The following is a 19637-nucleotide window of genomic DNA, read 5'->3' as shown; positions in this document are numbered from 1 at the left end:
ATCACTCCGCCCTGACTTCTCCAGACCGTGGGCAGCCGTCGCGTCCTCACTGAATCAAGCATCATCCTTAGTTTAGATTCCGCTCCTGAAGTCTCCTTGTTGTTGATTTATATCAAGTGCCCGCGCAAGGCTGTCCAGTGGTCCTCCCAAGGCGCATGCTCTACACAGCCCTTACGTTATGATTCACCCATCGGGCTTTCGACGGGAGACTGCCATGCCTACTCTGCCTTCGAGTCAGCGGTTGCGCTTGTACGACAGCGATGAACTCGAATTGGTGCTGCAGGCAATGGCGCGCCAGGCCGCAACACTGTTGCCGCCCGCTCAAGCGGCATTGGTCGGCATCCAGCGCCGTGGTGAGCCTCTGGCACAGCGTTTACGGCAACATCTGTCACGTCAGACCGGCCAGCCAGAACTGCCTCTCTACCCACTGAAGGTCAAGCGCTATGCCGATGACCTCAAGGTGCTGCATGCACACACTGCACTGACCGAGAACCCGCTTCTCAACACGCTGGACCTTGCCAATACCACCCTGCTGGTTGTCGATGATGTGCTGTTTGAAGGCCATTCGCTCCTGCGCACCTGCGCGTACCTGGCGCAACTCGGTGCTCGTCGGGTCTACACGGCAGTACTGGTCGACCGGCATGTCTGCCAGCAGCCGATCCATGCCGATATTGTCGGCGTGCACCTGCAAGTGGCCGCCCATGACATCGTCGAATGCAACGTGCCGCCCTATGAACTGGAGTTTTGCATTGAAGTGCTGCGTCATGGCGCTGCCCGCTGACTCGCTTTCCAGCCAATTGAGCGTAGTCGGCAAGGTCCGCCCCTAGACTGCCAGAACGCTGCAAGGCACCTGATACAGGATATGTTCGGTGGTGCTGCCCACAAGCTTGTTCAAGCCGTGAGACTGCACCCTGCCCATCACGATCACATCCACGTGTTGCTCAAAGGCGAACTCACTCAGCGCCGAGACGGGATGTCCCAGGATGAAATGCCGACGGTCAGACGGCACACCGTATCGACCGGCCAACTTGAGGAACGATTTCTCCAGGGCTTTACGCATTTGCCTGGTCAGTTCCGACAGCGTCAGACCACCACCGCCCATATCACCCAGATAGTCTGTCGAAGTGTCGCAGGCGTACAGCAGGTGCAACTCGGCATCACACTGCAGCGCGAGCCCGGTAGCCTGCTGGATAATCCGCTCATTCAGCTCGCTGTCTGAAGGGTCGGTATCGCAAGCATCAACCGCTGCCACCACCTTGCGCGGCAAGGCATGGCCACTGGCGCCCACCAGATAGACCGGAATCGGACAGTGGCGCAGCAGGTGCCAATCCTGAGGGGTGAAGAGCGCGCGCTTGAGCGCAGATTCATGCTGAACTTCCTTGATCAACAGGTCGGGCTGCATTTCCGTGACGTGATCAAGAATGTCCTGCTGCAGGTCATCGGCCCAGGCCACCTCCGTCGTCACTTCGATCCCCCGACCACGGATATTTTTTGCCTGACTCTGCAGCCAATCGCGATGGTCCTGCAGGTAACTCTCCCGAGCCGTTTCCCGCACGCCCTCTTCCAGCAGGGACAGAATGTCCAACGACTTTATCAAGGCAACTATGTGCAAAGTTGCCCCGCTGGCCTTGGCCAGGGCCGCTGCATGGTGTATTGCAGGAGAGTGACGCAGGGCCGGGTTGATGATCAGCAATAACCGTTGGTACTGGCTCATGATCTGACTCCAGACAGGTGGCTTTTCAACGCCTGCACTACCTGTTGCGGGAGGCAGCCGTTGCGTCCTCGCTGGGTCAAGCACCAGCGTTAACCTCAGACTCCTCCGTTGGGATCTCCCTGGCGTTGATAAATATCAAATACCTGCGCCAGGCAGGCTACCCGCATAAACCTGCCTGGTAAGCGATAGCAGTTTGTGCGCGTCGATGCTTCTAGTCGTCACGCGTCCAGCTGACGCTCAGCCCGTACTCATTATCGTTGTACTGATAATCGGAGTGTCCTTTGAAAGCCGCTTCAAGTGCGTGACCCAGACGGTTCGCGAGATGGATACCGGTGGTGGTCACAATCAGCGCATCCTCTGAGTCGGTCAGGCTGATGAGGCGCTCCAGGGCATGTTCCGCTTTTTCCTGTTCCTCGGTATTTTTGATCAGGTTGACGATTTCATTCAGATGCTCAAGCAAGAAGCTGCCCGATAGCGTCAGCGTGCCGGCAGGCCTGTTGTCATTGGTACGCCGACAGGCTGGGCAGATCATCGATTGCGCGTCATGAATCACCGTGTTTTCAGGAATCTTCCAGGTCCAGTTACCCGCTTGATAAGCGGCTCCACACTCCGAACAGATGGCAGAACCTTCGACTCGCGGCAAACAATACGGATCATGCGCCGGGGTTTTGAACAGGTTGTTTTTTTGACTCTGCTGATACTTGTCCATGGTCTTTTCCTCACAAATGACTTGGATAAAAATCCCACGCGAAGCCGTGCTTTCAAATCGCCCCCTTGCAGTGGCGCGCATTGAAAACACCGTGAACCTCAAGACTTAATTTGGACCCGGTTCCTTGCTGCACAGGTTGATAATTGTCAATTCGGGCCAACAACCGACAGTCGGTCACCCCGCTATTGCCAGGGTCCGCATGGCGTAGCGCTTCACCCGCGAGGGAGAAGCTGAAGCAGGCTATCTTTAGTAAAGGGGTCGGTCGCTGGCCTGCAGAAACAGGGTGTCGCTTTTCAATGACTTTTCATCCCCTGGGCGTGGAACAACCCTGACCGCGCGGTGGCGGCCCGTTATAAACGACCCTGCGTTCCCACTCTGAGCCAAGGCCATGAAAAAGAACGACCAGTGGAATCTGTCCTACTTCGCGATCGCTTTTATCGTGCTGAGCCTCGCACAGATTTTCTTCGGCGAGCGCCAGGCGGTGCAGCCCCTCCCGTACAGCCAATTCCTGCAACTGTTGAACGAGCAAAAAGTCAGTGATTTGCGGGTCGACAAGGACCAGATCAGCGGCAAGTTGCAAGAGCCCATCGACGGACGCGAGCGGTTCTCCACCGTGCGGGTCGACCCGGCGCTGGCGACCGAACTGTCTCAATCGGGCGTCGGTTTTACCGGAACCACCGAAAACACCTTTTTGAACAGCCTGTTGGGCTGGTTGTTACCGTTTGTCCTGATCATGGTGTTCTGGAATTTCCTGTTTCGCGGGATGGCGGACAAACAAGGTCTTGGTGGGCTGATGAATGTCGGTAAGTCCCGGGCCAAGGTGTTTGTCGAACGCGACACCGGGGTCACCTTCGCCGATGTCGCGGGCATCGACGAAGCCAAGGCCGAGTTGGTGGAGATCGTCTCGTTCCTCAAGGACAAGGCCAAGTACGCACGCCTGGGCGCACACATTCCCAAAGGCACCTTGCTGGTGGGCCCGCCAGGCACCGGCAAGACGCTGGTGGCCAAAGCCATCGCAGGGGAAGCCGGTGTGCCGTTTTTCTCGATCTCCGGCTCCGAGTTCGTCGAGATGTTCGTCGGGGTCGGCGCAGCCCGGGTCCGCGACCTGTTCGAGCAGGCCAGGCAGGCGGCGCCCTGCATCATCTTCATCGATGAACTCGACGCATTGGGCAAGATGCGCGGCGTCGGTACGCTGGGCGGCAATGACGAAAAAGAACAGACCCTCAACCAGTTACTGGCCGAGCTGGATGGCTTCGATCCCCGTGAGGGCGTGGTGTTGCTGGCCGCGACCAACCGGCCTGAGGTCCTCGACCCGGCGTTGTTGCGGGCCGGGCGCTTCGACCGGCAGATTCTGATCGACCGCCCCGACCGCAAAGGTCGGGAGGCGATCCTCAAGGTTCATATGCAGAAAATCACCGTGGAGCCAGGGCTTGATGGCGCACGTATCGCCGAGATCACCACCGGCTTCACCGGCGCCGACCTGGCCAATCTGGTTAACGAAGCGGCCATCGTCGCCACTCGACGCGGCGCCGAAGCGGTCAGCCTGAACGATTTCACCGCGGCCGTAGAGCGGCTCATCGCGGGGCTCGAACGCAAGAGCAGCCTGCTCGATCCCGACGAGCGCCGGGTAGTGGCCTATCACGAAATGGGGCATGCTCTGGCCGCCAGCACGCTGCCGGCGATGGATCCGGTGCATAAAGTGTCGATCGTGCCCCGCGCCATCGGCTCGCTCGGCTATACCCTGCAACGACCGACCGAGGATCACTTCCTGATCAGTTGCCAGACCCTCAAGGACCGGATTGTCGTGCTGATGGCCGGGCGCGCCGCCGAAGACCTGGTCTATGGCCAGATCTCCACCGGGGCCGCCGATGATCTGGGCCGCGCGACTGATATCGCCCGCCAATTGATCACCCGGTTCGGCATGAGCGCCGAACTCGGACAATCGGTGCTGGAGCGGCAAAACGCAACGTACCTGGGAGACCGCATGGCCACGGTAGGCGAGAAGGATTATTCGGAACAGACCGCCCGGGAAATCGACCTGGGTATCCGCGCCCTGCTCGATGAAGCCTACCAACGGGCCAAGGCATTGCTGGAGAGTCGCCGGGCCGACCTGGATGAGGGGGCCCGCCTGTTGCTGGAAAAGGAAACCCTCACCCCCGAGGAATTCCCGCCGCTGATGCCACTCAAGCCTGCCCCGGCATTACCGAAACTGTGATAACCATCAAGCCCGGTTATCCGGCGCCGGTGTCCATTGCCACTGCATCACTTCGGGCATGTCTTGCCCGTGTTCGATGAGATAAAGCTTGTGCTTCTCCATCGTCGCCCAGTAGCGCGCCCGGGCGGTCTGGAGCTGATCATGCAGCCGGGGCACGCGCTCGATGACATCCAGTGCCAGCTGATACCGATCCAGGTTGTTGAGCACCGCCATGTCGAACGGTGTGGTGGTAGCCCCCTCGTCCTTGAAGCCGCGGACATGAAAGTTTTCGTGATTGGTGCGCTTGTACAGCAGTCGGTGGATCAGCGCGGGATAGCCGTGGAAGGCGAAAATCACGGGTCGGTCGACGGTGAACAGTTCATCGAATGCGTTGTCCGGCAAACCATGGGGATGGTGGTACGACGGTTGCAGGACCATCAGATCGACGACATTGATCACCCTCACCCGCAAATCCGGCACGTATTCGCGCAGCAAGGTGACCGCGGCCAGGGTTTCAAGGGTCGGAACGTCGCCGGCACAGGCCATGACCACGTCGGGATCGCTATCATCCTGGCAGGCCCAGTCCCACCGTCCGATACCGACCTGGCAATGACGAATCGCCGCATCGATATTCAACCATTGCCATTCCGGTTGCTTGCCGGCCACGATCACGTTGACGTAATTGCGGCTTCTGAGGCAATGATCGGCCACCGATAAGAGGCAGTTGGCGTCGGGCGGCAGATAGATCCGGACCACGTCCGCGGTTTTGTTCGCCACCAGATCAATGAACCCCGGATCCTGGTGGGAGAAGCCGTTATGGTCCTGGCGCCAGACATGGGACGTGAGCAAATAGTTGAGCGAGGCAATGGGTTTGCGCCATGGCACTTCAGCGGCGGTTTTCAGCCATTTGGCATGCTGGTTGAACATCGAGTCGACGATGTGGATGAACGCCTCGTAACAGGAAAACAGCCCATGCCGGCCCGTCAGCAAATAGCCTTCGAGCCAGCCTTCGCACACCTGTTCGCTCAGAATCTCCATCACCCGGCCATCGGCTGCCAGATTGACGTCGTCGACGCCCAGCGGCTCCATCCATGCCTTGGCGCTGACTTCATACACCGCATCCAGCCGGTTCGAGGCGGTTTCGTCCGGACCGAACAGACGAAAATTGCTCGACGTCAGATTGTCTTTCATCACGTCTCGCAAAAACGCTCCCAGCACCCGTGTCGCTTCTGCGCGCAGACCACCGGGCACCTCGATGTTCACCGCATAATCGGTGAACCGCGGCAACTCCAGCGGCCGCAACAGCAGCCCACCGTTGGCGTGGGGATTGGCGCTCATTCGCCGGTGGCCGGTCGGCGCCAGGGCGGCGATTTCGGGCAGCAAGGTGCCATTGGCGTCAAACAGCTCGTCAGGGCGGTAGCTGTAGAGCCATTCCTCCAATTGCCGCAAGTGCGTGGGTTGCTGAAAATCGGCCAGCGGGACTTGATGCGCGCGCCAGGTGCCTTCGACCCGACGACCATCGACGAATTTCGGTCCCGTCCAGCCCTTGGGCGTGCGTAATACCAGCATCGGCCACAAGGGCCGTTCCGGTGGGCGGGTTTGCGGCCGTTGGCGTGCGATCCGTTGAATTTCACGAATCTCCAGCACCATGGTGTCCAGCGTCCTGGCCAGGGCCTGATGAACCTCTGCCGGGTCATCCCCTTCGACGAAATACGGATCGTAGCCATAGCCATACATCAACGCCGATAGCTCCTCCTCGCTGATGCTGGAGAGCACGGTCGGGTTGGCGATTTTGTACCCGTTCAGATGCAAAATCGGCAGCACCGCCCCGTCACGCGCCGGGTTGAGAAACTTGTTGGAGTGCCAACTGGCCGCCAACGTCCCGGTTTCGGCCTCGCCGTCGCCAATGACACACGCCACCATCAAATCCGGGTTATCGAACGCGGCGCCGTAGGCATGGGCCAGGCTATAGCCCAGCTCGCCTCCTTCATGGATCGACCCCGGAATCTGCGCTGAAACATGGCTGGAAATGCCGTAGGGCCAGGAAAACTGCCGGAATAGTCGAGTCAGACCGTTGGTGTTGCACCCCACCGACGGGTTGAATTCGGTGTACGTCCCTTCCATGTAGGTCTGGGCCACGACCGCCGGGCCGCCATGCCCGGGGCCGGCGATGAAGATCATGTTCAGGTCGTGGGTCGTGATCAGGTGGTTGAGGTGCGTATAGATCAGGTTCAATCCCGGCGTCGTGCCCCAATGCCCCAGTAGCCGTGGCTTTACATGCGCCAGCGTCAGCGGCTCCTTCATCAGCGGGTTGTCCTTGAGGTAGATCTGCCCGACCGCCAGATAGTTGGAGGCCCGCCAGTAGGCATCCAGCCCTTCCAGTTGCTCGGCACTCAAAAAATCGCTCATGACGTTCTCCGCAAGGGGCTCGGTATACCGATTAAACATGCGCCAATTCTGGGAGTCTGCAACGCGCAAGACTTGATTTACATCAAGTCCTGCGCCGGCCGCCCCGTCTCGACGAGGACGAGCCTTTTCCCGCTCGTCGATTGCCCCCGTAAACGCCCGATTTAAGTTGCGATCCAAACTATCCTTTACCCACTATCAGGGGGCTACAAGTGATGCCCGAAACCCGACCCTACCAACATCATTATCTGAAGGCCGCGTGCTCCAACTGCAGCGTCCTGGAGTTATGCCTGCCGATCGGCTTGACCGGTCAGGAGGTCGAGCGGCTGGATACCCTGATCGTTCAGCGGGTAAAGGTGAAAAAAGGTGCCGCCCTGTACCGGGCCGGTGATCCGTTGCGCTCGCTGTATGCGGTACGCATTGGTGCATTCAAGACCAGCATGCTGTCGGTCGATGGCCGCGAGCAGGTGACCGGTTTTCAGATACCCGGCGAGATGCTCGGTCTGGACGCCATCAGCGACGATCGGCACGCCTGCAGCGCCTTTGCCCTGGAAGACAGCGAAGTCTGCCCCCTGCACTACGCACAACTGGAGAAACTCGCCCAGGAGTTGCCCTCACTGCAACACAACATGAACAAGCTCCTGAGCCGGGAGATCGTGCGTGATCACAGCATGCTCATGATGATGGGTAACATGAACTCCGATGAACGCCTGGCAGCCTTCCTGCTGAACCTGTCGCAACGGCTGAGCATTCGCGGGTACTCGTCCAGAGACTTCGTGCTGAAAATGCGCCGTGAAGAGATCGGCTCGTATCTGGGCCTGCGCCTGGAAACCATCTGTCGGGGCATCGCTCATCTGCGGGATCAGGGGTTGGTCGAGATTTCCGGGCGTAATGTCAAAGTCCTGAATCTGGAGGGGCTCAAGCAATTGGTCGTCGGCTGTCACCGGCAGTCGCCCCCCTGACGCCCCAGGTGCATCGGCTTTTGGAGAATCGTCATGCGCGCGATGGTTTTGCATGCCCCCGGCCAGCCGCTGCAACGGGAGGAGCGTGCCATCCCGATACCCGACGCACACCAACTGTTAATCAAAGTCCTGGCCTGTGGCGTGTGCCGCACCGACCTGCATCTGGTGGACGGTGAACTACCGCAAGCGGTGCTGCCGCGGGTGCCGGGCCATGAAATCGTCGGTGAAGTGACGGCGGTGGGTGCCAACATCGCGCCCGACTGGGTCGATAAGCGCGTCGGCGTTCCCTGGCTCGGCTGGACGTGCGGTGAGTGCACATTCTGCCGCTCGGGCCGGGAGAACCTCTGCGATCGCGCCCGGTTCACCGGCTGTCACCTGGATGGCGGTTATGCCGAGTACACCGTTGCCGACGCCCATTTCTGTTTTCCCATCCCGGACGCGCTCTCGGCCGCCGAAGCCGCACCGCTGCTGTGTGCCGGGCTGATCGGTTTTCGCGCCTTGCAAATGGCCAAAGGGGCGCGTCATCTGGGTCTTTATGGCTTCGGCGCGGCGGCGCATCTGGCGATTCAGGTGGCACGGGGCCGGGGGCAGCAGGTGTATGCCTTCACCCGACCGGGCGACAGCGAGGGCCAGGCCTATGCCCGAACCCTGGGCGCCGAATGGGCAGGTCCCTCGGATCAACCGCCGCCGCACCCGCTCGACGCCAGCCTGATCTTCGCCCCCGTCGGTGCGCTGGTGCCACTGGCGCTGGAGGCCACCGTCAAGGGTGGCTGTGTGATTTGCGCGGGCATCCACATGAGCGACATTCCCAGCTTCCCTTATCGATTGCTGTGGGGCGAACGCAGCATCCGTTCAGTGGCAAACCTGACTCGCGAGGACGGCACGGCGTTTTTTGCAGAGCTGCGTCATACGCCCGTGCACAGCGATGTCACCTGTTTCGCCCTGGACGATGCCAATCAGGCACTGGCCAGCCTGCGGGCCGGTCAGGTCAAAGGCGCGATTGTGCTCATCCCCTGACACGCGATCCCGGCTGTTTGACCGCCAGAATACTGCCCGGCACCGAGTAAAGCGCCCGTTCCGTGTTGCTGCCGATCAACCGATCGAACCCCACCCGATGCACCGTGCCCATTACAACGACATCGGCCAGATACTCCTCGACAAACTCACTCAGCACCGGCGCCGGCAGGCCCATGATGAAATGCCGGCGCTCCGGTGGCACGCCATAGCGATCGGCCAGGCTCACAAACGCCTGGTGCAGGGATTGCCGCAGCTCCTCCATGAAGTCCACGTTCCACCCGCCGCTGACCAAGGGCGCATCGCCATTGAAGGCCGGCGACAAGTCATACGCGTACAGCAGATGCAGCGGTGCATCGCATTGCAGGGCCAGTGCATTCGCCGATTGAATGATGGTGTCGTTGAGGCCACTGATTTGCGTCGAGGGGTCGAACGGGTCCACTGCCGCCACGATCCGGTGCGGCAAAGCGTGACGGGCCTGATTGACCAGATGCACCGGCACTTGGCATTCGCGCAGCAGATGGCAATCCAGAGGGGTGACAAACACGCGCTTGAGCAGCGGCTCCAGCGTGACGTCCTTGATCAGCAGGTCGGGCTTGAGCTCTTCGACGCACCTCAGGATGTCCAGCAATGGATGAGTGGTGAAGACCACTTCCACGCTCACTTTCAGTCCCTCACCGCTGAGGCGCTGAATTTCTTCCGCCATCCAGCGGCGATAGCGGCGCAGATAGCGCTGGTACTCCGCCTCATCGGTTTTTTCTTCCCACAAATGGATGATCGGGGCCGGTTCTATGAACGCCCGCACATCCAGAATCGCCCCGCTGACCTTGGCGAGGGCAACGGCGCGCTGCAAGGCCGGGGATTGGTACAGGGTTCGGTCGGCGATCAGCAACACACGTTGATATTGACCCATCACACACCTCGATTCGGTGCCGGTCCAAAGCGCCGGTATGTTCCCAGACTGCGCTCGTTACCCCCTGGCCCGGTTGATTTACATCAGATGCAAGCGTTTGAGCCTGCCTGTCACGAGTGTCTGATCCAGATCAGATTCAAGCGCCGCCAGCGGCGTAAAAAAGAAATGAACCGCGTGGTTCGTTGCGACGCGCGAGCCTTTCAACCCGAATGGAGAATTGCACCATGCTCACTGTTAAAGACCACAATGACCGAGCGGCCGCCGCCTACGCTGCCGTCTCCGGACAGTACTGGATTGAAGCGCTCAGGGACGGGCGCCATGTGCTGATCCGGCCACTGACAGAAAAAGACCGCGAACGTGAATATGCTTTTATCAAGCAGCTGTCCCCGGAGTCGCGGCACATGCGCTTTCTGGCGCAAGTCAATGAGCCCGGCACGGCCATGCTCGACCAGTTGATGGATGTCGACGGCAAGAAGCGGTTGGCTTACATCGCCCTGATCCATGACAACGGCAAACTGATTGAAATCGGTGTCAGCCGCTATGCCGCCACCGCCGACACTGAGTGTGAATGTGCCGTGACGGTTGCCGATGAGTACCAGCATCTGGGCTTGGGCACCACGCTGATGGAGCATTTGATCAAGGCCGCGCGCAAGAATGGTTTTCGTCAGATGTATTCCGTCGACGCCGCCAGCAATGCCCCCATGCGCGATTTGGCCAAAGCCCTGGGCTTTGAGACCCGTCACGATCCCGATGACAGTCGTCAGGTCATTCATAGCCTCTATCTGTAAAAAAAAAAGCCCCTCGGCGTGATTGGATCCGCCGAGGGGTGTTTCAACACTCAGGGCTCTAACAACGAGTGCCGACCCGCCGTTCTGTGTTTTTTTCAACGGTGTCCGCCAACAACGCTAGGCTTACAAACAATGTGGTGATCATCGCCATTTTGCAGGGAGCGCAAAAATGGAAATCATTAACCGTTGGCAAAACCTCTCCCTCAGGATGGCCCAGGGAGGAATGCCGCAATGAAGCTTTCCAATCATTACAAATGGACTGCCTTGGGCGCCATTGCGCTGACTCTTTTCAGCGTACTGATATTTTTGCTGATCAAATCCTATTCCTACGACACATCGACCTACTTCGAGTCGCGCGACTTCGTTCGCCAACTCAAGCAGTTCGATGCCAACTGGAACGTGAAGGTTCTGAGAGCCAAAATCGGCCTGAACGACAATTTGTTTCTGGGAGCCCCCGCTGAAGCAGAACAGCGATGGGCGCAGCTCGACAACCTCAATGCGACCGGCCCCCTCTCGACCCTTTGGCAAACTCGACGCGAGGGTTATCTGGATGCGGTAGAAAACAAAACCCGACTGGTTGAGCAATTCAAACAGCACAACACGGCCTTGCGAATATCATTCGAGGCCCTGCCTGAGCTGGAAGATAACATTCGGGTGTTGCTGGAAGATTTCAACGACAAACGCCCGAAAGTGGATGCTGTGGCGGCCTCAGTGGTGTTCGATGTTACGTTGGATACCCTTGAATACGCCCTCTATGTCTCCAGCGAAAGGGCTGAGGAAATCTCCGGACATATGAAGTATCTGAATGAATACATCAATCAACTGCCGCCCGAACAGCGCCCGCCTTTCACTGCCTTTGTAGACGCGGTGAATGCCATTGTTCAAGAACAGCCCATCGTTAATGATCTGCTTGATCGCATCAGTGTGATTCCGGTCGGACGGCAGTTGGACAGCATCAACGAGTTATTGAACGAGAAACAACGGCGTACCAGCGCGACAGACCGCCAATATCACCTTTACCTGGGCATATGCGCCGGCATTATGGCCCTGCTGTTGTTGTATCTGGCCGGCCGCCTGATTCGCAGTTATGCCCTGATCAACAAGATGAACAATGAGTTGCAAACGGCAAACGAGCGACTGGAACAACGCGTCGAGGAACGCACCCGCGAACTGCTGGAAGCCGAGCGCGAACTGGTCGATGCCGCGCGGATGGCCGGCATGGCGGAGATCGCGAGCAATGTGCTGCACAACGTCGGTAATGTGCTGAACAGCGTTAACGTCTCGGCAGATGTGATCACCCGCAAATTGGCGGCCAGCAAAACCCTTGGCCTGGGTAAAGCGGTGAACATGATGAACGAACATGCCGAAGACCTGGGGCAGTTCATGACCTTCGATGAAAAAGGCAAACTGCTTCGCGGTTACCTCAATCAACTGGTCGACTCCATCGCGACCGAGCAATCGAGCATCGTTGACGAACTGTCACAACTCACCAAAAGCATCGATCACATCAAGGACATCGTTTCCACTCAACAGGCCTATGCCGGTGCCGCCAGGCTGGTCGAGCCGTTGAACGTCGTCGATCTGTTCGAGGATGCGTTACGCATGAATTCCGGCGCCTTGAGTCGACACCATGTCGTCGTCACCAAGGACTACCAGGACACGCCAACGATCATCGGCGACAAACACCGACTGCTGTTGATCCTGATCAACCTGATCAGCAATGCCAAATATGCAATGTCCAAGGTCAGCGACCATCAGCGCCAGATGACGCTGGGCGTCAAGATTATCGATAACGCAATACTGCGCCTCAGCGTAGAGGACCAGGGCGAAGGGATCGCTGCCGAAAACATCACCCGCATCTTCAATCACGGCTTCACCACGCGCAAGGAAGGTCATGGTTTTGGCCTGCACAGTTGTGCGCTCGCGGCGGTAGAGATGAACGGGCATCTTCGCGTGCATAGCGATGGACCGGGCCACGGAGCGGTTTTCACCCTGGAGATTCCGCTGGAAACGGCGCATGCATTGCCGACCGCTGGAATGTCAGTTAGTTAAGCGCAGAACCTGTGGGAGCGGGCTTGCTCGCGAAAGCGGTATGTCAGGCGACATCAATGTTGACTGTGCCGTCGTCTTCGCGAGCAAGCCCGCTCCCACAGGGACTGCGCTTGATTCACTGGCATTAGTCGTCCCGCCAACACGACTACCCCACCAAGGCCATCAACTGTTGACGCTGCGCATCCGTGAGCATCGGGCCAAAACCGGCACCGGCGTTTTCCGCCATGTAGCGCGGGTTGCTGGTGCCGGGGATGACACAGGTCACCGCCGGATGAGCCAGCAGGAACTTGAGCGCCAATTGCGCCCAGCTAATGACCCCCACTTGCGCGGCCCATCCCGGCAGCGGTTTGCCTTTCAAACGCACGAGCAAACCGCCGCCGCCGAAAGGTCGATTGCAGATCACCGCCACACCGCGCTCACGGCACAGCGGCAGGATTCGCTTCTCGACACCGCGGTCGTCCAGGGCATAGTTGATCTGCAAAAAGTCCATCGGCTCGGCTTTCAATACCGCTTCCACCTCGTCATACGCCGACGCGGTGTAATGGGTGATGCCGATGTAGCGGATGCGCCCTTCTGCCTTCCATTGGCGCAGGGTGGGCAGGTGGGTTTTCCAGTCCAGCAGGTTGTGAATCTGCATCAGATCGATACGGTCGGTCTGCAAAAGCTTGAACGACTGTTCCATCTGCGCGATGCCTTCTTCGCGACCCTGGGTCCAGACCTTGGTGGCCAGAAACGCAGGCGAACGAGGCCGATGGATCGACAGCAATTCACCGGTCGTCTGCTCGGCGCGACCATACATCGGCGAGCTGTCGATCACCGTGCCGCCCTTCTCGAACAACGCGATGAGCACGGCGGGCAGTTGCTTGTAAGGGGCGTCGGAAGGCGCGACATCAAAGCCGCGATAGGTGCCCAACCCGACCATGGGTAACGGCTCGTTGCTGGAAGGAATGGCTCGGGTCAGCATGTTCTTGCCTCCTGTTTCCGTCGACGGCGCCGATGCGGCATAGGCCGGATCGAAGGTGAAGACCGCCGAAACACCGGCAGCCAGCGTGAGTATTTTTCTACGGCTGAAAACAATCATAGGCAAAGACCCATGCCAGTCAGTAACGCGCAACCCTGTGGGAGCGGGCTTGCTCGCGAAGACGGCGACACAGTCGACATTGATGCTGCCTGACACACCGCTTTCGCGAGCAAGCCCGCTCCCACAGGAATTGCGCTTGATTGACTGACATTGGGCACCTCTCCTGCGCAGCTGAATTTGCTGGACTACACTTTGGCGGCACTCAAGCAATAGCTGTCTCAAGGCCCGAAGCAGTCCATGTCGTCCACTAAACTTAGTCGAATGTCGCGCACCCTGATGTCTCTCTTCGCTTTCATTGCAATTGCGTACCTGGTGCTCTGCGCGACGCTGTTCGTATTTCAGCGCGCCCTGATCTACTACCCGCAACCACGCGCCATCGACGCGCCCGAAACACTGCTGACGCTGCAAGTCGCCGATGCGCAAGTGCTGGTGACCGTCAGGCCACACGACGGCCCGAAGGCGTTGATCTACTTCGGTGGCAATGCCGAGGACGTTTCCCGCAGCCTGCCCGATTTTTCCCAGGCCTTTGCGGATCATGCGATCTACTTGCTGCATTACCGAGGCTACGGTGGCAGTTCCGGGTCGCCGTCCGAGGAGGCGATTCAGCAAGATGCCATGACCTTGTTCGACATGGTCTACAACACCCATCCCACTATCGCCGTGGTCGGGCGCAGCCTGGGTTCGGGCGTCGCCGTGCGCCTCGCCAGCCAACGCCCGGCCTCGCGCCTGATCCTGATCACGCCCTACAACAGCCTTGAAGACCTCGCCGCCCGGCAGTTCCGTTGGTTCCCGGTGAAGTGGCTGCTTCAGGACAGGTTCGAATCCTGGAAATATGCCTCTCACATCACGGTCCCGACGCTGTTGATGGCGGCCGAACACGACGAAGTCGTACCGCGCTCAAGCACGGAGCGGCTCTACACGCATTTCGCCAAGGGCGTGGCCTCGCTGCAGGTCATACCGGGCACGGGCCACAATTCGATATCCGAGAGCCCCCAATACTTGAAACTGCTAGGCGCCGCGTTATAAGGGCCCGCAGGACGACTGGCACATCAGGGGACAGTCACAAAATCGACATCAACGCTTAACATTTTTTTTACATATGAGCAGGCACGGTATACGGCGGCGGGCACTGCGCTCATGAGCACCGCGCAAGCTTGGGATAAACAACGGAGCAAGGCATGGAGCCTACAGTTGTATCAACCAAAAAAAATAAGCTGATCAACACACACTCAGGGGTGAATATCATGCAAAGGCCTCCTTTGCGCACGACGGGGATTGGTCGCGCACAGGCGCGGGCCTCATGACGGTTCTGGTCACGGGCGCCGCCGGTTTCATCGGGTATCACACCGTCAAGCGTTTGTGTCGGGAAGGCCTTGATGTAGTCGGTATCGACAATCTCAACGACTACTACAGCGTGGAATTCAAACATGCACGGCTCAAGGCGCTGGAATCCTTGCCGGGCTTTCGTTTCCAGACCTTGGACATCATCGACAAACCGGCCTTGATGGCGCTGTTCGAAGACCATGCTTTCACCGAGGTTGTGCACTTGGCGGCCCAGGCGGGCGTTCGCTATTCGCTGGACAACCCGGACGTCTACGCGCAGTCCAATCTGGTGGGTTTCCTGAATATGCTGGAAGCCTGCCGACACCACCGCCCCGCGCATTTGATCTATGCCTCGAGCAGCTCGGTGTACGGTACCAACCGCAAAATGCCGTTCAGCGTCGAAGACAGCGTCGACCATCCCATTTCGCTGTATGCCGCCACTAAACGAGCCAATGAACTGCTGGCGCACAGCTACTGCCACCTCTATGACCTGAAGGCCAGCGGCCTGCGCTTTTTTACCGTTTACGGGCCTTGGGGGCGCCCCGACATGGCGCTGTTCAAGTTTACCGAGGCGATCATCAAAGGCTTGCCGATCGACCTCTATAACCATGGCCAGATGTCGCGCGACTTCACCTACATCGACGACATCGTCGAAAGCATCGCTCGCCTACGCTCAAAACCACCGGTGCCGAACGGGTCAGAGGATGGCGTAAACCGAATCTTCAACATAGGCCGCGGTCAGCCAGTGCCGCTGCTGGAGTTCGTCGATTGCCTGGAAGCGGCATTGGGCATCAAGGCCCAACGCAACTTCATGCCGCTACAGGCGGGCGATGTGGTCAAGACCTGGGCCGATATTTCGGCACTGGCCGAGTGGGTCGACTTCCGCCCTCAGGTGACCGTTGAAACAGGCGTTGCAGAATTTGTGAAGTGGTATCGCCACTTCTATCAGATATGAAACGTGAGCCCTTGATAATAAAAGACCAAGGCGCAAGGGGGACTCTATGAGCCAAGACATTTTTGTATCTGTATTGATTCCAGCAAAAAACGAAGCAAACAACCTCAAGCCCTTACTTGAGGAAATCCACACCGCACTGGCCGATGAGGCTTACGAAATCATTGTCGTGGACGACGGCAGTACCGATTCCACCTTGCATGAACTGCGGCAGATCAAAAACAACGGTCTGAGCACGTTGCGCATCCTGCGTCATGAGCGTTCGCTGGGGCAAAGCACCTCGCTCTACCATGCAGCGCTCAATGCCCGGGGACAATGGCTGGCGACACTCGATGGCGACGGTCAAAACGACCCCGCGGACATCCCCGGGATGTTGGCGCTGGTGCGCGGTGAACAGGGTCTGGTCGACGTTCAATTGGTGGCCGGGCATAGGGTCAATCGCCGTGATACCGCCAGCAAGCGCTGGGCCTCGCGTTTCGCCAACGGCCTGCGCAGCCGCCTGCTCAAGGACGCCACCCCGGACACCGGTTGCGGGCTGAAACTGATCGAGCGCGCGGCGTTTCTGCGCTTGCCGTACTTCGACCATATGCATCGGTTCATTCCTGCGCTGATCCAGCGTCACAACGGCCGCATGATCGTCCATCCGGTCAACCACCGCCCCCGCACGGCCGGGGTGTCTAAATACGGCAACATCGACCGCGCCCTGGTGGGCATTCTCGACCTGTTCGGCGTTTGGTGGCTGATCAAGCGCACCCGGTTGAACACCAATGCACAGGAGATCGAAGGATGAACCTCTCCCGCGAAACCCTATGGCTGGTGATCGGCTTCGGTGGCCAGATCGCCTTTACCGGTCGCTTCGTCTTGCAGTGGCTGTACAGCGAATACAAAAAACGCAGCGTGATCCCGGTGAGCTTCTGGTACCTGAGCATCGTCGGCAGCACCTTGCTGTTCGCCTACGCCATTTACCGGCAAGACCCGGTCTTCATTGTCGGCCAGGCCTTTGGCTCCATCGTCTATTTGCGCAACTTGCAATTGATTGCCCGCAGCAGACATTTAAAGGACTGAACCATGCGCAAAACCCTGTCGCCCGGGATCGAATGCCTGGGCCTGATGCTGCTCGCCTTGCTGTTGATCGGCGCCGGGCTGGGGCTGCGTCAACCGCAGAATGTGGACGAAGAACGTTTCCTCGGCGTGGCCCTGGAAATGCTGCACAACGGCGCGTGGTTCATCCCCCACCGTGCTGCGGAGATATACGGCGACAAGCCGCCGATTTTTATGTGGACGGTGGCATTCTTCGCGTGGCTTACCGGCCTGCCTGCCCTCGCCCTTTATATTCCGGGGCTTTTGTCGGCCGCGACGGTCACGGCCATGGTCTACGATCTGGGTCGCAGATTATGGAATCAGCGCATCGGTCGGACGGCGGCGCTCTTGTACCTGGCCACCTATCAGACTTACAGCATCTTGCGAACCGGGCAGATCGACAGCTTTTTGATTCTGTTCACGTCGCTGGGCCTGTACGGGTTGGCGCGACATCTGCTGCTTGGGCCGGCGTGGCGTTGGTTCTATGTGGGCTGCGCCGCCATGGGCATAGGCGTGATCACCAAAGGAGTCGGCTTCGTCCCGGTGTTGATGCTGATTCCGTATGCCTACGCGGTGCGCAAAAACTGGTCCGGTGTGGTGGCCATGCCGGGCGAAGCGCGCAAGTGGTTCCTGGGCTTTTTGGTTGCGCTCGGCGCCATCGCCATCTGGCTGCTGCCCTTGGCGCTTTCCATTGTGCTCAATGGCACTGCGGATGAAGTCGCCTATGCACGAGAAATCCTGCTGCGCCAGACGGCAGCACGCTATGCCGCCGCGTGGGACCACCGCGAACCGTTCTGGTATTTCTTCGTCAACGTGATTCCGCAATACTGGCTGCCGTTGGTGCTGGCCCTGCCGTGGCTGGTGCCGGCCTGGCGCCGGCAACTGCGCAAACACGACGGTCGAGTGCTGGTGCTGCTGGGCTGGGTCGTGCTGGTGGTGTTGTTCTTCTGCCTGAGCAGCGGCAAGCGCAAGTTGTACATCTATCCGGCGCTGCCAGGGCTGGTGCTGGTGGCCGCGCCGCTGATTCCATGGCTGCTCAAGCGCTGGTTCGGCAAACGCCCGCGCGGTCGGCGAATATTCCAGGCGCTGGTGGTGACCTGGTTTGTTCTGTGGTTCGCCCGCGGTTTCGTCGAGCCGATCAAGGAAGGTCCCAACCCCCATGAAGCGCTCATGGCGCAGGCGGCAACCATGACCCACGGCGCTGACCTGGTGCTGGTCAACTGGCGCGAGGGCCACTGGTTATTCGCCCGGCAGCCGATCGTGCATTTCGGCGTTAGAAACTCCTCGGTCGAACAAGCGGCACAGTGGTTGCGCGACCATCGTGAGGCGTACGCCCTGGTGCCGGACGGAGTGTTGAGCCAGTGTTTCAATCCTGAAGCCGCCCATGCGCTGGGCGAAACGTCTCGTGCGCAGTGGTCGATCGTCGGCGCCGATGCCGATAACGGCCGTTGCCATCCCGGACTGCCACCCAAGGTCTATCGCTTCAGCTGGGACAAGGAAAAGCCATGAGCAAGGCATGGAAGTCGGGAATATTTTTCATTGTTGTATTGCTTGTCGCCTACGCGGTTTCGGTACATTTTATGGTCCACCGGCAGCTGTATGCGCACTGGCAAAACTTCTGGCATGGCAATCAGGCGCCGGACAAGAATATCTGGCTGCCAGACTATAAAGCCGTGATCCAGGCCAAGCCTGTCGCAGACGTGACTAATTTGTCCGGCATCGCCTATGACCCGGACCACGATCGTCTGCTGGGCATCACCAATAATGCGCCCATGGAGATTGTGGCAATGAGCCGTAACGGCGACCTGCTCGAACGTTACCCGCTGATCGGGTTCCAGGACGCCGAAGGCATTGCTTACATGGGCAACAGTCGCGTGGTAATCGCCGATGAAAGCTTGCAGCGACTGTACGTCCTGACCTTGCCGGACAGCCCAGGCCCCATCCCTGTGGAAAACGCACAGTTTCTCGCCATCGAGATCAACCTGAGCGAACACAACAAGGGCTTTGAAGGCGTGACCTATGACGCGGCCAATGATCGTATCTTCGCGATCAAGGAGCGCGATCCGCGGCAGCTGTATTCGGTCACGGGCATGCTCGCCTCCATGGGTGGCCCGTTGCAGGTGCGCATCAAGGACTTGACGCACTGGATCGACCGTAGCGTCTTCAACCTGGATCTTTCCGAGGGTTACTACGATCCTCGGACCGGTCACTTGCTGCTGCTGAGCGAGCAGTCCTCCAACCTGACCGAACTCGATCAGGACGGCAACTTCGTCAGCATCCGCTCCTTGCTCGGCCTGACGGATGACCTCGAAAAAACCATACCGCAAGCCGAAGGCATGACCATGGACGCCGAGGGCGAGCTTTACATTGTGAGCGAGCCCAACCTGTTTTATCGGTTCAGTAAATCGAAGGCTGCTGTGGCGCATTAATGGGTTTTGTGTGGGATGGG

Annotated in this window: 17 protein-coding genes; 12 read left to right on the top strand and 5 right to left on the bottom strand. The window is 59.0% G+C overall.

Annotation, left to right across the window (positions count from 1 at the left end):
- The first annotated feature begins 214 nt into the window (after positions 1–214).
- Entirely contained in the window at positions 215–781 is a 567-nt protein-coding gene (locus KW837_RS03620; protein WP_218394545.1) for a phosphoribosyltransferase family protein, read from the top strand.
- Positions 782–823: 42 nt separating this feature from the next.
- On the opposite strand, the gene KW837_RS03615 is transcribed toward KW837_RS03620, so the two are convergent.
- Complete coding sequence (locus KW837_RS03615; protein WP_218394544.1) at positions 824–1714, bottom strand: universal stress protein; 891 nt, start codon at positions 1712–1714, stop codon at positions 824–826.
- Positions 1715–1925: 211 nt separating this feature from the next.
- Complete coding sequence (locus KW837_RS03610; RefSeq protein WP_123494005.1) at positions 1926–2423, bottom strand: BCAM0308 family protein; 498 nt, start codon at positions 2421–2423, stop codon at positions 1926–1928.
- A gap of 388 nt (positions 2424–2811) precedes the next feature.
- On the opposite strand from KW837_RS03610, the gene ftsH reads away from it, so the two are divergent.
- A complete protein-coding gene (gene ftsH / locus KW837_RS03605; protein WP_218394543.1) occupies positions 2812–4638 on the top strand; it encodes an ATP-dependent zinc metalloprotease FtsH in 1827 nt (608 codons plus the stop codon).
- Between the two features lie 6 nt (positions 4639–4644).
- Here ftsH and KW837_RS03600 read toward each other — a convergent pair whose 3' ends face one another.
- On the bottom strand, positions 4645–7026 hold the full coding sequence (locus tag KW837_RS03600) for a phosphoketolase (protein WP_218394542.1): 2382 nt from the start codon (positions 7024–7026) through the stop codon (positions 4645–4647).
- Between the two features lie 212 nt (positions 7027–7238).
- On the opposite strand from KW837_RS03600, the gene fnr reads away from it, so the two are divergent.
- Entirely contained in the window at positions 7239–7985 is a 747-nt protein-coding gene (gene fnr, locus KW837_RS03595; protein ID WP_218394541.1) for a fumarate/nitrate reduction transcriptional regulator Fnr, read from the top strand.
- Between the two features lie 33 nt (positions 7986–8018).
- Positions 8019–9002, top strand: coding sequence for a zinc-dependent alcohol dehydrogenase family protein (locus tag KW837_RS03590; RefSeq protein ID WP_218394540.1), 984 nt, complete (start codon positions 8019–8021; stop codon positions 9000–9002).
- Here KW837_RS03590 and KW837_RS03585 read toward each other — a convergent pair.
- On the bottom strand, positions 8992–9912 hold the full coding sequence (locus tag KW837_RS03585; protein WP_218394539.1) for a universal stress protein: 921 nt from the start codon (positions 9910–9912) through the stop codon (positions 8992–8994). The genes KW837_RS03590 and KW837_RS03585 overlap by 11 nt on opposite strands.
- Positions 9913–10136: 224 nt before the next feature.
- Between KW837_RS03585 and KW837_RS03580 the strand changes: the two genes are divergently transcribed.
- Both KW837_RS03580 and KW837_RS03575 read left to right on the top strand, forming a co-directional pair.
- On the top strand, positions 10137–10700 hold the full coding sequence (locus KW837_RS03580; RefSeq protein WP_218394538.1) for a GNAT family N-acetyltransferase: 564 nt from the start codon (positions 10137–10139) through the stop codon (positions 10698–10700).
- 231 nt (positions 10701–10931) lie between these two features.
- Complete coding sequence (locus KW837_RS03575) at positions 10932–12752, top strand: DAHL domain-containing protein (RefSeq protein WP_218394537.1); 1821 nt, start codon at positions 10932–10934, stop codon at positions 12750–12752.
- Between the two features lie 145 nt (positions 12753–12897).
- On the opposite strand, the gene KW837_RS03570 is transcribed toward KW837_RS03575, so the two are convergent.
- Entirely contained in the window at positions 12898–13716 is an 819-nt protein-coding gene (locus KW837_RS03570) for an aldo/keto reductase (RefSeq protein WP_218395145.1), read from the bottom strand.
- 354 nt (positions 13717–14070) lie between these two features.
- Here KW837_RS03570 and KW837_RS03565 point away from each other — a divergent pair, with 354 nt between their 5' ends.
- The 6 genes from KW837_RS03565 (at position 14071) to KW837_RS03540 (ending at position 19617) form a co-directional block, all read left to right on the top strand.
- Complete coding sequence (locus tag KW837_RS03565; protein WP_218394536.1) at positions 14071–14859, top strand: alpha/beta hydrolase; 789 nt, start codon at positions 14071–14073, stop codon at positions 14857–14859.
- Positions 14860–15133: 274 nt separating this feature from the next.
- Positions 15134–16111 (top strand): NAD-dependent epimerase, encoded by a 978-nt coding sequence (locus tag KW837_RS03560; protein WP_218394535.1) that lies wholly within the window; start codon positions 15134–15136, stop codon positions 16109–16111.
- Between the two features lie 46 nt (positions 16112–16157).
- Complete coding sequence (locus KW837_RS03555) at positions 16158–16898, top strand: glycosyltransferase family 2 protein (RefSeq protein ID WP_008073973.1); 741 nt, start codon at positions 16158–16160, stop codon at positions 16896–16898.
- Positions 16895–17173, top strand: coding sequence for a lipid-A-disaccharide synthase N-terminal domain-containing protein (locus KW837_RS03550; protein ID WP_008008386.1), 279 nt, complete (start codon positions 16895–16897; stop codon positions 17171–17173). The genes KW837_RS03555 and KW837_RS03550 overlap by 4 nt, the downstream gene beginning before the upstream one ends.
- A 3-nt stretch (positions 17174–17176) precedes the next feature.
- Positions 17177–18697, top strand: a complete 1521-nt coding sequence (locus KW837_RS03545; protein ID WP_218394534.1) for a glycosyltransferase family 39 protein — start codon at positions 17177–17179, stop codon at positions 18695–18697.
- Positions 18694–19617: an SdiA-regulated domain-containing protein gene (locus KW837_RS03540; RefSeq protein WP_218394533.1), complete on the top strand. Its 924-nt coding sequence runs from the start codon at positions 18694–18696 to the stop codon at positions 19615–19617. The genes KW837_RS03545 and KW837_RS03540 overlap by 4 nt, the downstream gene beginning before the upstream one ends.
- Positions 19618–19637: the final 20 nt, after the last annotated feature.

Origin of the sequence: Pseudomonas sp. PDM24, from assembly GCF_019218905.1 — a bacterium.
GTDB lineage: Bacteria > Pseudomonadota > Gammaproteobacteria > Pseudomonadales > Pseudomonadaceae > Aquipseudomonas.
Note: the sequence above shows the minus strand (reverse complement) of the source record. Positions and strands in the feature narration are given on the sequence as shown.

What these genes read in the sequence shown, in the direction of transcription:
- KW837_RS03620 (WP_218394545.1), top strand. Translation starts at nt 215, where the DNA reads ATGCCTACTCTGCCTTCGAGTCAGCGGTTGCGCTTGTACGACAGCGAT.
- KW837_RS03615 (WP_218394544.1), bottom strand. Translation starts at nt 1,714, where the DNA reads ATGAGCCAGTACCAACGGTTATTGCTGATCATCAACCCGGCCCTGCGT.
- KW837_RS03610 (WP_123494005.1), bottom strand. Translation starts at nt 2,423, where the DNA reads ATGGACAAGTATCAGCAGAGTCAAAAAAACAACCTGTTCAAAACCCCG.
- ftsH (WP_218394543.1), top strand. Translation starts at nt 2,812, where the DNA reads ATGAAAAAGAACGACCAGTGGAATCTGTCCTACTTCGCGATCGCTTTT.
- KW837_RS03600 (WP_218394542.1), bottom strand. Translation starts at nt 7,026, where the DNA reads ATGAGCGATTTTTTGAGTGCCGAGCAACTGGAAGGGCTGGATGCCTAC.
- fnr (WP_218394541.1), top strand. Translation starts at nt 7,239, where the DNA reads ATGCCCGAAACCCGACCCTACCAACATCATTATCTGAAGGCCGCGTGC.
- KW837_RS03590 (WP_218394540.1), top strand. Translation starts at nt 8,019, where the DNA reads ATGCGCGCGATGGTTTTGCATGCCCCCGGCCAGCCGCTGCAACGGGAG.
- KW837_RS03585 (WP_218394539.1), bottom strand. Translation starts at nt 9,912, where the DNA reads ATGGGTCAATATCAACGTGTGTTGCTGATCGCCGACCGAACCCTGTAC.
- KW837_RS03580 (WP_218394538.1), top strand. Translation starts at nt 10,137, where the DNA reads ATGCTCACTGTTAAAGACCACAATGACCGAGCGGCCGCCGCCTACGCT.
- KW837_RS03575 (WP_218394537.1), top strand. Translation starts at nt 10,932, where the DNA reads ATGAAGCTTTCCAATCATTACAAATGGACTGCCTTGGGCGCCATTGCG.
- KW837_RS03570 (WP_218395145.1), bottom strand. Translation starts at nt 13,716, where the DNA reads ATGCTGACCCGAGCCATTCCTTCCAGCAACGAGCCGTTACCCATGGTC.
- KW837_RS03565 (WP_218394536.1), top strand. Translation starts at nt 14,071, where the DNA reads ATGTCGTCCACTAAACTTAGTCGAATGTCGCGCACCCTGATGTCTCTC.
- KW837_RS03560 (WP_218394535.1), top strand. Translation starts at nt 15,134, where the DNA reads ATGACGGTTCTGGTCACGGGCGCCGCCGGTTTCATCGGGTATCACACC.
- KW837_RS03555 (WP_008073973.1), top strand. Translation starts at nt 16,158, where the DNA reads ATGAGCCAAGACATTTTTGTATCTGTATTGATTCCAGCAAAAAACGAA.
- KW837_RS03550 (WP_008008386.1), top strand. Translation starts at nt 16,895, where the DNA reads ATGAACCTCTCCCGCGAAACCCTATGGCTGGTGATCGGCTTCGGTGGC.
- KW837_RS03545 (WP_218394534.1), top strand. Translation starts at nt 17,177, where the DNA reads ATGCGCAAAACCCTGTCGCCCGGGATCGAATGCCTGGGCCTGATGCTG.
- KW837_RS03540 (WP_218394533.1), top strand. Translation starts at nt 18,694, where the DNA reads ATGAGCAAGGCATGGAAGTCGGGAATATTTTTCATTGTTGTATTGCTT.